General features: G+C 63.6%; 13 protein-coding genes. 2 read left to right on the top strand and 11 right to left on the bottom strand.

Annotation, left to right across the window (positions count from 1 at the left end; all coding sequences use genetic code 11):
* Nucleotides 1-4 precede the first annotated feature (4 nt).
* Both AC1RQG_RS25035 and AC1RQG_RS25030 read right to left on the bottom strand, forming a co-directional pair.
* Nucleotides 5-940: a catechol 2,3-dioxygenase gene (locus AC1RQG_RS25035; protein WP_493135664.1), complete on the bottom strand. Its 936-nt coding sequence runs from the start codon at nt 938-940 to the stop codon at nt 5-7.
* 34 nt (nt 941-974) lie between these two features.
* Nucleotides 975-1,301: a 2Fe-2S iron-sulfur cluster binding domain-containing protein gene (locus AC1RQG_RS25030; protein ID WP_493135662.1), complete on the bottom strand. Its 327-nt coding sequence runs from the start codon at nt 1,299-1,301 to the stop codon at nt 975-977.
* A 550-nt stretch (nt 1,302-1,851) separates the two neighbouring features.
* Here AC1RQG_RS25030 and AC1RQG_RS25025 point away from each other — a divergent pair.
* A complete protein-coding gene (locus tag AC1RQG_RS25025; RefSeq protein ID WP_493135660.1) occupies nt 1,852-2,328 on the top strand; it encodes a VOC family protein in 477 nt (158 codons plus the stop codon).
* Nucleotides 2,329-2,465: 137 nt separating this feature from the next.
* On the opposite strand, the gene AC1RQG_RS25020 is transcribed toward AC1RQG_RS25025, so the two are convergent.
* The 8 genes from AC1RQG_RS25020 to AC1RQG_RS24985 form a co-directional block, all read right to left on the bottom strand.
* Nucleotides 2,466-2,834: a hypothetical protein gene (locus AC1RQG_RS25020; RefSeq protein WP_493135658.1), complete on the bottom strand. Its 369-nt coding sequence runs from the start codon at nt 2,832-2,834 to the stop codon at nt 2,466-2,468.
* 1 nt (nt 2,835) lies between these two features.
* A complete protein-coding gene (locus tag AC1RQG_RS25015; protein ID WP_493135656.1) occupies nt 2,836-3,312 on the bottom strand; it encodes a penicillin-insensitive murein endopeptidase in 477 nt (158 codons plus the stop codon).
* 9 nt (nt 3,313-3,321) lie between these two features.
* A complete protein-coding gene (locus AC1RQG_RS25010; RefSeq protein ID WP_493135654.1) occupies nt 3,322-3,813 on the bottom strand; it encodes an Hcp family type VI secretion system effector in 492 nt (163 codons plus the stop codon).
* A 137-nt stretch (nt 3,814-3,950) separates the two neighbouring features.
* Complete coding sequence (locus AC1RQG_RS25005; RefSeq protein WP_493135652.1) at nt 3,951-5,621, bottom strand: sigma 54-interacting transcriptional regulator; 1,671 nt, start codon at nt 5,619-5,621, stop codon at nt 3,951-3,953.
* Nucleotides 5,622-5,692: 71 nt separating this feature from the next.
* Nucleotides 5,693-8,119: an efflux RND transporter permease subunit gene (locus AC1RQG_RS25000; protein ID WP_493135650.1), complete on the bottom strand. Its 2,427-nt coding sequence runs from the start codon at nt 8,117-8,119 to the stop codon at nt 5,693-5,695.
* Nucleotides 8,116-9,225, bottom strand: coding sequence for a WD40/YVTN/BNR-like repeat-containing protein (locus tag AC1RQG_RS24995; RefSeq protein WP_493135648.1), 1,110 nt, complete (start codon nt 9,223-9,225; stop codon nt 8,116-8,118). Before AC1RQG_RS24995 ends, AC1RQG_RS25000 begins: the two co-directional genes overlap by 4 nt.
* Before the next feature lie 178 nt (nt 9,226-9,403).
* Nucleotides 9,404-10,753 (bottom strand): DUF1329 domain-containing protein, encoded by a 1,350-nt coding sequence (locus tag AC1RQG_RS24990; protein WP_493135646.1) that lies wholly within the window; start codon nt 10,751-10,753, stop codon nt 9,404-9,406.
* 21 nt (nt 10,754-10,774) lie between these two features.
* Nucleotides 10,775-12,460 carry a DUF1302 domain-containing protein gene (locus AC1RQG_RS24985; RefSeq protein WP_493135644.1) on the bottom strand — a complete coding sequence of 562 codons (1,686 nt, stop codon included), beginning with the start codon at nt 12,458-12,460 and terminating at the stop codon, nt 10,775-10,777.
* Between the two features lie 302 nt (nt 12,461-12,762).
* Here AC1RQG_RS24985 and AC1RQG_RS24980 point away from each other — a divergent pair, with 302 nt between their 5' ends.
* Nucleotides 12,763-13,656 (top strand): LysR family transcriptional regulator, encoded by an 894-nt coding sequence (locus tag AC1RQG_RS24980; RefSeq protein ID WP_493135642.1) that lies wholly within the window; start codon nt 12,763-12,765, stop codon nt 13,654-13,656.
* A gap of 63 nt (nt 13,657-13,719) precedes the next feature.
* Here the strand turns inward: AC1RQG_RS24980 and AC1RQG_RS24975 are convergent, their stop codons facing one another.
* Nucleotides 13,720-15,117, bottom strand: a complete 1,398-nt coding sequence (locus AC1RQG_RS24975; RefSeq protein ID WP_493135640.1) for a 2-hydroxycarboxylate transporter family protein — start codon at nt 15,115-15,117, stop codon at nt 13,720-13,722.
* Between the last annotated feature and the right edge of the window lie 52 nt (nt 15,118-15,169).

Below are 15,169 nucleotides of genomic sequence, written 5' to 3'. Positions count from 1 at the left end.
CCTCTCAGCTGACCACGGTCAGGAAGGATTCATGCAGCTTGCGCTGCACATAGTCCAGGCCACCTTCGACGATCAGACCATCGAAGGTCCAGGTCAGCGGCGCGTGGTCCGGATACGGCGTGCGGTCTTCCTTGAACGTCTCGAAGCGGTTGCCCGACGGGTCGAACGCGTAGATGGTGCAGCCGCGCGTGACGCCGTGACGGGTCGGGCCGATATCGACCGGCACCTTGTGCATGGACATGATGTCGCCGGCGCGCAGCACGTGGTCCCAGCTGTCCATCAGGAACGAGCAGTGGTGCAGCTTGCCCGGCTCCGGGTATTCGCCGAACGCGATGTCGTGCGACTTGATCGAGCAGCTCAGGAACACCACCTGGTTGGCCTTGCCGTCCGGGGTGAGGATGTGTTCGACCAGCGTGAAGCCCAGCACGTCCACGAACAGCTTGCGCACTTCCTCTATGTTGGGGCCGTACAGCAGCGCGTGGTCGAGGCGGCGCGGCGCGATGCCGCGCTCCGACTGCGGGCTCCACGGCGTGGGGTTGACGGCACCGCAACCGTTACCGTGCGGCGCCTTCTCCGCGTACAGCTCGATGGTGTGGCCGGTGGCGACCACGAAGCGCACACGCTCGCCCGTTTCCAGCATCTCGCGCGCGGGGATGCGCTCGGTCTTGACGCCGTATTCCTTCAGGTCCGCTTCGAGCTGGTTCAGCGTCTTCACATTCAGCACCTTGAAGCCGATGAAGTCCAGGCCGGCGCGGTCGGCCTGGCGCAGCACGACGCTGGCGTGGTCGATCTCGTCCCAGCACTTGAGGTAGACGCGGCCTTGCTCGTCGCGGCCGGTTTCCTCCATGCCCATCACGTCGCGGTAGTGGCGCACGCCTTCATCCAGATCGAGAACGCGGATTTGTACATGCCCTGGACGTAAAACACCTGTCATTGCCATTTGAAGTCTCCTGGTTGTAATAAGAAAAGCTGGGTCAAGCCTGTTTGCTGGAAGGCTGGTCCAGTACTGCGCGTTTCATGTGGCCGAGCACGCGGATTTCGAGGTCCGTGCTCGGGGTGATGCGGCATGCGAGCACCCTGCCCTCGCGTTCATCGTCCGCATCGACGTGGCAGCGGCTCATCGGCTTTTGCGCGTAGCGGCCGGACAGCACCTCCACCTTGCACACACCGCAGGCGCCGCCGCGGCAGCCGAGCGGAATCCCGCGCTTGCCCAGGCGAACCATCCCTTCCAGCACCGACTTGTCGTCGGGGCAGGAAAAGACTTCCTGGGTTTCACTGACCGTTATGTTGAAAGTGGTCACGATCGCCTCCGGCCGTCAGTGGGAACGGTGGGGATGGCGGCAGCGGCCGGATCGTGATGGGGATGACGCCGCGTGGCCGTGGCTGAAGCCGGACCGGGGCGTATTGGACAAGGCTGGCGTACCACCGCCAGCCCGCAGATGGGCTGCTCGTTTCATGGCTGTCTCCTGTGAAATCGGTTTGCCGGCTGTCGCCGACAGAAAAAGATCGCATGTCTTTTTCCAGCTATTTAGCAAGCGCCGTGCCACTTCGCAAGCTATTGATTTAAAAGGAAAATGCAATAAACGCAAACTGGAAGATTCATGCCTGGCTCGACAAATTCGTTAAGCGGTAAACCGTCGTTGGACAAATTTGTCAAATGGCCGGAAGTGCCCTTGAGAGGCAGGGGCGCCGGCAGCTTGAGCGGGTGTGATTCGAACGCGGAGATGGCACCGGGACGCATGAAGCGGATGCTGCTTATTTGCTAACGGGAGTAAGCTAGGTCGCAGGACGGGATACGGCGCGTTATGGCGCGTGCGGACCAGCCCTGGTGATGACCAACAAAGGAGAACAATGATGGCAAAGAATACGATCTGCCTGTGGTACAACCATGACGCGGAAGAAGCCGCACACTTCTATGCCCGCACCTTCCCCGACAGCTCAGTCGGCGGCATCCACCGCGCGCCGTCCGATTTTCCGGGCGGTAAAGCGGGCAATGTGCTGACCGTCGAATTCACGGTCTGCGGCATCCCGTGCCTGGGCCTCAATGGCGGAGATGTTTTCAAACACAACGAAGCGTTCTCGTTCCAGATCGCCACCGACGACCAGGAGGAAACCGACCGCTACTGGAACGCGATCATCGACAACGGCGGCTCGGCCAACGCGTGCGGCTGGTGCAAGGACAAATGGGGCTTGTCGTGGCAAATCACGCCGCGCGTGCTGACCGAGGCGATGACGCAGGGTGGCGAGGTGGCGAAACGCGCGTTCGACGCGATGATGAAGATGCAGAAGATCGACGTGGCCGCGATCGAGGCGGCTGTGCGGGGTTAAACCCTCGTAAGCTAAACTCAAGCTGCTATATGAGCAGGTATATCAAAGTGATCTCCACAAAACAATGCGCCCCTCCTGGGGCGCATCGAAGCAAAAAATTCTGGCCGCATCAAGCTCTGCAAGCGGAAGATATGACATCAACAGCTAACGGTCGGGATGCTCTCGCCGGTTCGCAAATTGAGGCCGATCCAGCAACGGTATTCACTTCCTTTACGACTGTAGATGCAATCGACACCAACTTTCTGTCTCTCTCGATCGCCTTTTTCTTGACTGCAAAGCGGACGAATATCCGGCGCTATCGAATCGAACACTTCCTTAGCAGCCGGCCCTTCAATCGCCACCGTCATCGTGCGCTGGCTCGCCGTCGGCGCCTCTCGCTCGGCGAGCTCACCGGAATAAATCGTGTAACTGGCTTTCATTGGTTTCCATTCCCCAGACCATTCCGCAGCGGAAGCCACCACAAACACCACGCCAAGGCTGAGAATCACCCCGTTGATTTTTCGCATGCTAGCCTCGCATCTGTACATGAAAATGATTGTCATGCTTGATCATTTTCTCTACGAACGGCATATCTGGATCGTTGAAATAGATCAGTGCAACTGGAGCATAAATACGAAACAGATCAATCAGAACCTCTGTGGCGTCGTGGTCATACTCGGCGTCATGCCAAGTCACGGGTTCGGGCAATCCATCCTTGCGCAGTGGTCGTATGTCCACTTCCAGCCCGCTGTGGTGCGTCTTGTGGTCCAGGTTTGCCGCCCCGTTAGCCAGGCTGATATCACCGACACCAAACTTGCGCGAGTCAAGAGCTTGCCATTCCCGCTCCACTCGCAAAATCGCCGTCATCATCGACGGATGTGCATATTGAAAAGCGCCGTGACTTGGGTGGCCGTTTAACCTGCCGTAGACGTAATAACCCGCATCTTCGGGAGCCTGCGGGAGCATGAAGTATTTGCGCTCATCTTTGGGGGCGACTTCAAGCATGATCGCCCCTTATGCTATTTTGTTGGTCGACAAATTCCAGCCACCGGCCGTATTGCCGCCCGCACCACCGCTAATCTTTTGCTGCGTGTACTTCCACTTCACTTGGGAAAACTTCAGGCCGATGGAATCGTGGAGGATGCTGCCTTCGGTCACTAACTGATCCATGCTTCCGACCAGCACATTCTCCAGCTCGACTTCATAATACTTCACGCGTTCACCCTGGCCATCGGCGCGCATGAACTCCATCCTGGCCTTGGGAATTGTCTTGCCTGCCGAGCTGATCTGCATCAGCAATGGGGACGAAAGATCGGCCAGTTTGGTAATTGAGAGAGTCCGATGTTCGCACCGTTCGGCGGTGTGGCCACCGCCAGTCGACGCGGTCGCGCTTTTTGGCTGTGTCACCCCCCAGTGCGCTGAAGTGACCTCGATCCATCCAACGTGCGAGGAATCCGCTGACTCCCCCTTGATGCCATCGATCTGCAGATAGACGTCGATTGCCATGACATTCTCCAAATAAGAAAATAGTCATTGCATAGTCATACATTGGCGCACCGACGCTTAGCGAAAGATCAAGATTAGCGTGCTCACCCAGTAGTCGTCACGCAAGATAGCTGAGCCTGCGGAATTTGAATGAGCCATCACTCCCCACTCCGATTAAACTTATAAGCCAGCTGCCGCCGCGTAATCCCCAGCAAGCGCGCGGCCTGGCTCAAGTTGCCGTTGGCCTTCTTCACCGCCAGATCCACCAGCGCGTTCTCATGCGCGATAAGGTTAAAGTCCGGTCGCAACAACTCCTCGCACAGCCCCTGTTCCCGAGCCGCGTTGCGTTCCGGCAGATGCCCTTCCAGGTCTATCCCCTCGCCTTCCTGCACGAATTGCTGCTGCTCGGCGAATAAATGGCCGGCTTCGATGCGTGCGCCGGGCGGCACCAGCAGCACGCCGCGTTCGATCACGTTCTCCAGTTCGCGGATATTGCCGGGCCAGGAATACTGGCTCAGCATCTGCATGGCGCGCTCGGTGACGCCCAGCACCTTCTTCGGATACAGCGCGCTGAACTTCTCGATGAACGATTCCACCAGCAACGGCAAGTCGCTCGGCCGTTCGCGCAGCGGCGGGATGGTGACGGGATACGTCGCCAGCCGGTAGTAAAGATCGGCGCGGAATTTCCCCGTGCTGATGGCTTGCTGCAGGTTGACATTGGTGGCCGACACCAGCCGCACGTCGACCTTGCGCGCATGGTCGTCGCCCAGCCGTTCGACTTCCCCGGTTTGCAGCACGCGCAACAGTTTGACTTGCGCGGCGGGCGCCAGGTCGCCGATCTCGTCCAGGAACAAGGTGCCGCCGTTGGCCCGCTCGAACCGTCCGGGGCGCGACTGTTCGGCGCCCGTGTAGGCGCCCTTGGTCACGCCGAACAGTTCCGCTTCGATCAGGTCGTGCGGGATGGCGGCGCAGTTGACGGCGATGAAGGGCTTGTCGGCCCGTGGTCCATTCTCGTGCAGCCAGCGCGCGAAACGCTCCTTGCCCACGCCCGTTTCGCCCAGCAACAACACGTTGATCGGGCTGAGCGCGGCCTTCTTCAACAGCGAGAAGGCGCCCCTGAACGCGACCGATTCGCCCACCATGTTGTCCGATGATCCGCGCGCCGAATCGAGGGTGGCGCGCAGTTGCGTCACCTGCTGCTGCAGCTCGATCATCTGCTCGGCAATGTTTTCAGGATGGAAATAGCGCAGATATTCCTCATCCCATTCCTCGGCGTTCTTGCCGATCATGTTGCAGAGCGCTTCGCCGCAGGCGTGGCAGGCCGTCTCGCGGAACACGATCAGCCGGTTCATGAACGCGGTCACGTAGCCTGAGGCGTAGCCTATGACGCTCCAGCACGCATGGTCCTTGTCCACACCGAAGGTCTGCAGGTGCGATTCCGCCTCCCAGGAATTTTCGAGCGTGAATTCGCCATAGAAATTCCCATGCTCGAAATCAAGGTCGCAACGCACCGTCCTGGTCTTGACCACACCTTCAAGGCCGTGAATTTCCGGTCCCAGCAGGAAGATCTCGTCCAGCGGACGGTCGCCGGCCAGTTTCTTGGCCAGTTCCCCGTCCTGCTGTCCGGCCACAAAACCCATCCGCACCAACAGCCCACGCGCCCGCTCGACGCCCAGGGAATCGAACAATTCCTTGCGCAGGGCGCCGAACGCGCGCGTGTGCAGCAACATCATGCGGCTCTCGTCGAGCCAGATGTTGCCGTTGGCGGTGTCGAAACGCAGACGCGAGCGGAGATTGAATACTTCGCTAAGCGCCTTATTTTTTCCCATGTCTCGCATTCTGGTTTTATAGTTACCCTACTTTAACGCAGAAAACCCGTTTCAGCCATGGCCCGCCGGGCTCAGGCCACGGCCGTCGTTGGCTGCTGGGCCACCGGCGCGTCCTGCGCCGCCCGCTGCGCGGGACGCAGCAGGAAGTGCGCCAGCGCGGGCAGCAGGATCAGCGTGCCCAGCATGTTCCAGATGAACATGAAGGCCAGCAAGATGCCCATGTCGGCCTGGAACTTGATGGGGGAGAACGCCCAGGTCGCCACGGCGATGCCCAGCGTCACGCCCGTCAGCACCACCACCTTGCCCGTGAACAGCAGCGCCCTGTAGTACGCTTGCGACAAACTCATGCCCAAGCGCATCTGCCCCAGCATCACCGTCATCACGTACAGCGCATAGTCGACGCCGATGCCGACGCCCAGCGCGATGACGGGCAAGGTGGCGACCTTGACGCCGATATGCAGGGCCACCATCAGCGCTTCGCACAGAACCGAGGTCAGCATCAGCGGCAGCACGGCGCAGATCACGGCCCGCCACGAGCGGAAGGTGATGAACGACAGCACGATCACGGCGGCGTACACCAGCAGCAGAATCTCCAGGTTGGCGCGCTTGACGACGATGTTGGTGGCCGCTTCGATGCCGGCGTTGCCGGCGGCGGACAGGAAGCGGATCTGGTCGCTGTCATGCTCGCGGGCGAAGGCATCGACGCCTTCGACGACGCGGCTCAGCGTGTCTGCCTTGTGGTCTTTCAGATACACATAGACGGTCAGCAGGTCGCAGTTCTGGTTGAACAGCTCGCGCGGGGCCCGCGTGATGATCGAGTTCAGCATGTTCTGCGAACGCGGAATCTCGTACCATTTCAGGCTGCCTTCGTTCATGCCGGCCGCCGCCTGCTTGGCCAGCGCGGCCAGCGAGTTGGTCGCCTCCACGCCCGGCAGCTGTTGCAGGCGCGATTCGAGGTCGTCCACCAGTTGCAGCGTGTCGTAATGGGCGCAGTAGAATTGTGGCGTTTTGACCATGACCACGTAGGTGTCGCTGCTGGCCGCGTAGTTGGCCACCATGAAGGCGTTGTCGCGGTTGTAGCGCGAATCGGGCCGCAGTTCCGGCGCGCCGGGGTCGGTGTCGCCGATCTTCAGCTGGGTGCTGACCAGGAAGCCCGCGCCGCCCAGCACCAGGCTGGCCGCGATGGCGACGCCGGCCCACTTGCGCTGGGTGAACAGGTCGAGGAAGACCCAGAACGGATGCTTGTCCGCTTCGTCGCTCTGTTCGGCGACCAGGCTGCGCTGCGCGGCCACGGCGCTCACGCCGGTGAACGACAGCAGGATAGGCAGCAGCACGAGGTTGGTGAAGATCAGCACGGCCACGCCCAGGCTGGCGGCGAGCGCCAGTTCCTTGATGACCTGGATGTCGATCACCAGCAGCACGGCGAAGCCGACGGCGTCGGCCAGTAGCGCCGTCATACCGGCCAGGAACAGGCGGCGGAAGGTGTAGCGCGCGGCGATCAGCTTGTGCGTGCCACGGCCGATGTCCTGCATGATGCCGTTCATCTTCTGCGCGCCGTGGCTCATGCCGATGGCGAACACGAGGAACGGCACCAGCACGGAATACGGATCGAGTCCCAGGCCCAGCGTGGGCAGCAGGCCCAGCAGCCAGATCACGGCCACCAGCGAGCACAGCACCACCAGCGCCGTGCTGCGCGCGCAACGGGTGTGCCAGTACAGCACGCCGGCGCAGATGGCGATCGCGATGGCGAAGAACACCAGCACTTCACGCAGGCCGTCCAGCAGGTCGCCCACCACCTTGGCGAAGCCGGTGATGTGGATGTGGATGTTGCGCGTCTCGTACTTGGCGCGCAGCTTTTCGAGCCGGCCCGACAGGTCGTGGTAATCGATCGCCTTGCCCGTCTCCGCCACTTTTTCCTGCAACGGCAGCAGGATGATGCTGGAGCGGTAGTTGGCCGCCACCAGCAAGCCGATCTCGCCGGAACGTTCGACGTTCACGCGCACCTGATCCAGGCTGCCCGGCGAACCGTCGTAGGTGTCCGGGATCACGGGGCCGCCATCGAGGCCGTCCTCCGTCACGCCGGTCCAGCGCACGGACGGCGTCCACAACGACTTCATGTAGGGCCGGTCCACGCCCGGATAGAGGAACACTTCATCGGTGATCTTGCGCACCGTATCGAGGTACTCGGCGTCGAAGATGGTGCCCTGCTCCACCTCCACGGCGATGCGCAGCGAGTTGCCGAGGCCGGCGATCTGGGCCTTGTTGGCCAGGTAGTTGACGATGTAAGGATGGCGCGTCGGAATCATCTTCTCGAACGCGGCGTTGAGCGTGAGGCCCAGCGCCTGGTAGCCGAGCACCGCCGTCACGATCAGGCACAGCACGGCGATCACCAGCCGGTTGTTGAACAGCAGACGTTCGACCAGCGTGCCGGAGCGCGCGTCGAAGTCGCGCAGGTCGCGGATCACTGGTTCGTCATTGGACAGTTGGCCGTGGCTCATTTCGTAGCTCCTAAAACAGTTTCAGCGGCGATGCGCACCATGCCGCGCGTGCCGGACAGCACCAGGCTGCCATCGGCCGATTGCGCCACGCCCGTGAACGAGGCCCGCTGCGTGAGCGGCACGGACGCGAAACTCGCGCCATCGTCGCGGCTTTTCAGCACGCGGCCCGTCTCGTCGGCCAGCACGATCTCGCCGGACGCCAGGCGTTGGCCGGCCGTGAGCGTGATCGGCAGGCCGGTATCGACCTTCTGCCAGTTGGCGCCGCCGTCGGTGGAGCGGTAGGCGTTGCCGCGCAGGCCGAACAGCATCAACTCGCCGTGGCGGCCCGTCACCATGCCGAAGTAGCTGCCCGCGTACGGTGTTTTGATTTCCTGGAAATTGGCCGAACCGTCGGCGGCGCGGTACAAGGCGCCCTGCTCGCCGGCCAGATAGGTGTTGCCACCTTCGGCGTAGATCCGGTACAGGTGGTGGCCGCGCGGATTGTCGATCTGGCCGCGCAGCGTGGTCCAGTTGGCGCCGCCGTCGGCGGTGGCCAGGGCCATGCCGTAGGCGCCGACCACCATGCCGTGCTGGGTGTCGCTGAAGCGCACGTCCAGCCACGGCTTGTCCGCGCCTTCGGCCAGCAGGCGTTCAGCGTCGTGCAGGCGCGCGGCGCCGGCTTCGCCGTCCTGCGGCGCCTGCTGGCGCGCGCCGGCCAGTTCGATCTGCGCGGCCTGCAAGCCGTCCAGCTGCTTGCGCCACGTGGCGCCGCCATCGCTGGTGGCCAGTACCACGCCGCCGTGGCCCACGGCCCAGCCATGCTGCGCGTCCGGGAAGTGCACGGCCGTCAGCGCCACGCTGACGGGGGCCGGCGTCTGGCGCCAGGTCTTGCCCTGGTCGTCGGACAGCAGGATGATGCCGCGCTCGCCGACAGCCACCAGCCGCGCGCCCGCGCTGGCCACGGCCAGCATGACAGCGCTTTCCGCGTGCTGGCGGATCACGGCCGGGCGGGTCAGCAGGTCAACGCCCTTCTGGGCCGGCGCGGCTGCCGCCATGGCGAGCGGCGTGAGGCCGCAGGCCAGCCAGAAGGCGGCGATGCGGCGGTTTTGATTCAATGATGGGAACATGGTCGCAATCCGATGGCCCGCAGGCGGCTGGGAGGCTGCCCTTGGGCGGTAAAAATATAGGCGCCGTCACCCTAGCGTTCGTCGTTCCCGCGTAGGCGGGAACCCATAGACCGCTTGCCTGCTTACTCAGCATGGGTTCCCGCCTGCGCGGGAACGACGGGGGTGACGGAAGACTTTCTCAGCGCGCCGCTTCCGCCGCCACGGCGTCACCGGTGAAGAACTTCTCCGGCTTGCGCGGCACGATGCGGAACGTCTCGTCGTTCAGCAACTGCACGCCGCTCATGGTGCCCGCCTGCAGGTTGAACACCAGCACCGGCTTGACCAGGTTGGCCGGCACGGACGGCGCGGCGAACGGCGTCATCTGCGAGGTGCGCCACAGTTTGCCTTCCGTGTCGTAGCCATCGACCATGGCCAGCAGCCAGCTGTCCTCGTCGAAGTAGTAGCGGCGCTTGGGCACCGCATGGCGCTTGCCTGGGGCGACGGTCGCTTCCACCACCCACACGCGGTGCAGCTCCCAACGCATCTTGTCCGGGTTGTAGTGGTGCTTGCCCAGCGCGTCGTCCAGCTTGGCGCTGATCAGGTTGTTATTGTTGTACGGGATGTACATCTCCTGCTTGCCGATCAGCTTCCACTGGAAGCGGTCCGGTGGGCCGAAGAAGCCCTGCACTTCATCGAAGTAGTTGGCGCCGGAGGCGACGAAATCTGGCGTGTCGTAGCCGACCGTCGGTGCGCGGCGCACGCGGCGCTGGCCCACCAGGTACTGCCAGGCCTGGCGCGGTTCCTTGGCGTTGATGCCGTCGCGCAGCACCAGCGATTCACCGGCCTTGAACGGCGGCGCGGTGGTGATGAAGCGCTGCAGGAAGTACTCGCCCGACCACTTCTCGGCGCTGCCGTCCTTTTGATAGTACGGGTACTGGAACCAGATGTCGTTGCGCGTGGCCAGCGTGACGGAACCGTCGGCCGAACCGACCACGTTGCGGAACGCATAGGCCACCGACTCGGGCTCCACGCGCAGCAGGTAGTTCCAGATGATCTCCGCGCCGCTCTTGGGCACCGGGAACGGGATGCCGCCGAAGCAGCCTGCGACCGACGCGCCTCCCTCCACCAGCTTGCAGTTGGTGGCGTTCTTCAGCGTGTGCTCGTACACGGTCTGCGGCGCGGCGGCCGTGCGGTGGGTCGGGTAGACGTCCAGCCGGAAGCTGTCCGGATACTTGGCCATCAGGGCGCGCGTGCCGTCGCTCAGTTTGGCCGCGTACTGGGCGGCGTTCTTCGCCGTGATCTGCAACTGCGGCTTCTCGCCGGGGAACAGGTCGACCGGAATATCGCCGCGCACAGCGCCCGCTGGCATCTTGGTCAGGCCGCCGGTCCAGGCGGGAATCGTGCCGTCCTTGTTGGCGGCCTTCTCGGCGCCCAGCGGCGTGAGGACGGAATTGAGTTTGGCCGCTTCATCGGCGGGTACGGCGGCCATGGCCAGCTTGCCTGCGGCGAGCAAGGCGACCAGGGCGAGCAACTTGGGTTGGGTATGCATGTTGTGTCTCCGGCTAGGTAATTAGAAGGTGCGTTGGACCGAGAAGGTCACGAAATCCCGGTCCTTGTAATACTGCTGGTAGCTGGCCTGGGTGTTGGTGGCGGCGTTCAGCGACGGGGCCGCGCCGGCGGCGCCGATGTAGTGCGTGTACTGCACACCGGCGCGCCAGGTCTTCTTGTAGTCGAGGTTCACGCCGACACTGAGGTCGCCGCCATGCTCGGGCGCCACCTGGAACACGGCCGAACGGCCGGAGATACCGTAGCCCAGGCCGATCGGCACCTGCAGGTCGAGGCCGGACAGCACCTGGAAGTACTCGGGCTGGAACACCATGCGCATGGCCCAGGCATCGCGCGTGTGGGTGGTGTTCAGCACGCCGTTGGTGAACATGGGATTGGTCGGATTGCGCGTCACGCTCAGCAGCCGGTTGAACGCCAGCTCACCCACGAAGCTGCCCGCGTCCCACAGCGGATTGGCGGCCAGCACGGTGATCGCGGACAGGTTGGCGTGGAAGCTGTTGCCGACCGCGTATGGCGAGTTCTTGCGGTTGTCGGCCGTGGGATCGAAGTTGATCACCAGGTCGCCCAGCGGCGCCAGCGGCGTGTCGCGGCGGGTCGACATTTCGCCGCCCACGTTGGTTTCGCCAACCAGGGTCGAGAAGCTGGCGCCGTACACTTTCACGTCCTGCGCGTACATCAGGCGGTAGGTGCCGCCGTTGTAGGCGCCCGGCTCGGTCACGGTGAGCACGGGAATCGGCGACTTGTCGTGGTACTTCGCGGCGTACAGGCCGTATTCCACTTCGCTGCCCGGCACCTTGAACTTGACGCGGCCGCCGAACTGGCCCGAATCGCGCCCGCCCAGATCTGGCCTGCGGCTGGCGGCGCCGCCCACGGGCGTGAGCAACAGGTCGGCGCCGTCGCCAACGAAGTCGGCGGGGCTGAAGTAGCTGCCGGCGGCCGGCAGGCGCAGCGCGCGCCACTGGTACTGGTAGTAGGCGCCGATGGACAGGTCGGAATTGATTTGCAGATTGCCCGACACCTGCCCCACCGGCAGCGCGATTTCCTTGAACTGCACGCCGGGCAGCGAGAACAGCTTGATCAGGTCGACCGGGCCCTGGGCGTAGGCGATGCCGTTCGCGCCCAGGAACAGCGTTTCGCCATACAGCTGCGTGTGACGGCCGATGCGGCCACTCAGGCCCATGCCGTCGCCAATGTCGGTGCTGCCGTAGACGAAGGCGTCGGCCAGCTCGGCCTTGCGGCCCATCAGCTTCTTGGCCGCCGGCGTGAACGTGTTGTTGGGGCCGCCCGCCAGCGCGCCGGCCGTGTTCGGGAACGGAATCGAGACGGGGAAATCATTGCTGCTCTTGTTGTAGACCGTGTCATACCAGGCGGCGGCGGACACGCGCGCACCCAGGCCCTGATAGGCGACATCGAGTTCCGTCAGCCAGTCTACGCGGTTGTTGATCAAGCCCTTGTCCAGGGCCAGGTCGCCGGCGTCCACGTTGGGATTGACGTACGAGGCCGCCACGTTCTGGCTGGCATCCTTCACGCGCAAGGCGGCCGAATACTTGAAGGTGTTGTCCCAGCGCACCTTCAGGTCGGGCTGGCCGGTCTCGATCGTGCCGGCCTGGGCTTGCGCCATCTGCAGCAACGCCGCCACACCGGCCGCGAGCGCGAATCCACCTGCAGAAACTACATTCTTGTTACTCATGTCTCCTCCGTTGAAATCTCTTTTTTATGGTTCCCAACTGCGCTTGCGGGTCGCGGACGGTGCTCCTGGAACACTGGCCCGGGCCCGAAACTTCAGGACTTTTTGCATGGTATGTTGCGAAAAAATGAGCGTCCAATGCCTTCTGAACGCCTACTTGATACGAAAAAGGTATGACTCACCGGCCAGCGCGCGGAATCGCGCGTAAAATGGCTGGCCGCCGGACGCGGCGCGCGCGAGCCGCCGCCGCCGCCGCGTCGCGGCGCCGCCACGCGCCACCTGATCGCCATCATCGAAAGACCCGCATGAATTTTCGACAAATCAAATACTTCGTCGCCGTCGCACAGGAACTGAACTTCGGCCGTGCGGCCCTCGCGCTGAACATTTCGCAACCGCCGTTGACGCGTCAGATACAACAGCTGGAGGAGGAAATCGGCGCGCCGCTGTTCGAGCGCACGGCCAAGGGGGTGACGTTGACGCAGGCGGGGGAATTGCTGCTACAGGAATCGCTGAACATCCAGTCGCTGGTGGAGCAGGCGGTGGAGCGCACCCAGCGCGCCGCGCAGGGCAAGCTCGGGCGGATCGACGTGGGCATCTTCGGCTCCGGCGTGCTGTCCATGATCCCGAGGCTGCTGCTGCGCTTCCGCACGGCCTACCCGGACGTGAACATCGTGCTGCACGCGATGAACAAGACGGAACAGATCGAAGCGCTGCGGCAGCACCGGATCACGATCGGCTTCAACCGCATGCTGGGGCCGATTCCCGACATCCGCATCGAACTGGTCAAAATGGAGCCGGTGCTGGTGGCGCTGCCGGAAGGCCATCCGCTGGTCGCCGAGGAAGCGATTCCGCTGGCGGCGCTGAAAAACCATCCGATGGTGATGTTCCCCACCGGGGTCAAGCCGAATTTCATCGACCGGGTGATGGAGTTGTGCCGGCAGGAAGGCTTCCTGCCCGATGTCTCCCAGGAAGCCGGCGACGCCGTGACCGGCGTGGCGCTGGTGGCCAGTGGCTTCGGGCTGGCGCTGGTGCCGGAGTCGGCCACCAGCCTGCGCTTGCCGGGGGTGGTCTACCGGCCGTTGAAGAACGCGCCGCACGCGGTGGTCGACCTGAGCTGCATTTACCGCGAGGACGACGTGTCGCCTATCCTGGCGGCGTTCCTGGAGATCGTGCGGTCGCATAACGACCAGGCGGCTTAGCGGCACGCGATTCCATATGGGAGATGGGGTCGGCGACCTCAAGGGCTTGCTGATACAACTCGTTCAGGCCCCCAGCCTGGCCAGCGCGAACAGCGCCAGGGTGACCACGATGGCGCCGCCGATGCGGGTCGCGATCTGCGCGAACGGCATCAGTTGCATGCGGTTGGCGGCGGTCAGGATGGCCACGTCGCCCGTTCCACCCTGGCCGCTGTGGCAGGCGTTGACGATGGCCGCCTCGATCGGGTACATGTGCATGCGGCGCGCCACCACGAAGCCGGTGGCCATCAGGGTCGCCACCGTGGCCACGATGGTGGCCAGGTTGGCCAGCGTGAACGCGGCGATCAGCTTTTCCCACGGCGTCATGGCGGCGCCGATGGCGAACAGCAGCGGATAGGTCACCGCCGTGGAGAAGAACTTGTACACCACCAGCGAAGCCTGCTGCAATTGCGGCGAGACCAGCCGCCCCAGCTTGAACACGACGGCCACGAACAACATCACCACCGGCGCCGGGAAGTCGAACAGCTTGGCGCTGATCAGGCCCACCATGTACAGCGAGATGGCGGTCAGGCCGGCGGAGGCCACCTGGCCGACATCGACCGTGGCGGCCGGCAGTTCGACCACCTGCGGCGCGTTCTCAATACCCGGCTGCAAGCGTCCCTCGCCGGTCAGGTGCGGATAGCGCTTGCCGACGAAATTGAGCGTGCCCGCCATGAGGATGGCGCACAGGCTGCCCAGCATCACGGGCGGCAGCACCTGGGCGAACATGTCGCCCTGCGCCTGCCCGAGGATGGCCGCGTAGCCGATCGAGAGCGGGATGGCGCCCTCGCCCACGCCGCCGGCCATGATGGGGACGACGATGAAGAACAGCGTGTGCTGCCAGCCCAGACCGAGCATGGCGCCGACCAGCGTGCCCGCCAGCGCGGCCATGACGGTGCCGGCCGCCAAGGGCGCGAAGATCTTCAGGAAGCCCTGCACCAGCACCGTGCGGTCCATGCTGAAGATGCTGCCGACGATGATCGAGGCGATGAACAGGTACAGGAAATTGCTGACCTTGGTGAATTCCACCACATTCTTCAGCAGCACAGGCGGGATCGCGTGCAGGTAGACCAGCAGCGACGGCACGAAGGTGGCGAAGATGGCGGCTGCGCCGATGTTGCGCAACAGTGGCATCCGTTTGCCGAACTCGGCGCAAGTGAAGCCGCCGACGGCCAGCACGGCGATCGACACCGACATATCGGTTGGCAGCTTGCCCATCGCGATGAAGCCGCCGATCAGCGCCAGCAGCAGCACATAGATCGGCAAGGAGAGCAGGCCGACCCGCATATCCATCACCCGCCACGCATGCATGTGCCACGGCGTTTTGCCGCGCGGCTGGCCGGCGCTGTCCTCGAGCGGGACACGCGCCGGCGCAAGCTGGGACGGGATGGATGCGTCGGCATGGCGGGATGGGGAAGCGTTCATGGGCTGGCTCTCGTCTCTTGATATTAAAATCGTCTGTGCGACCGAGGCATTG

This window comes from Rugamonas sp. GW822-FHT03B10, from assembly GCF_058801745.1.
Note: the sequence above shows the minus strand (reverse complement) of the source record. Positions and strands in the feature narration are given on the sequence as shown.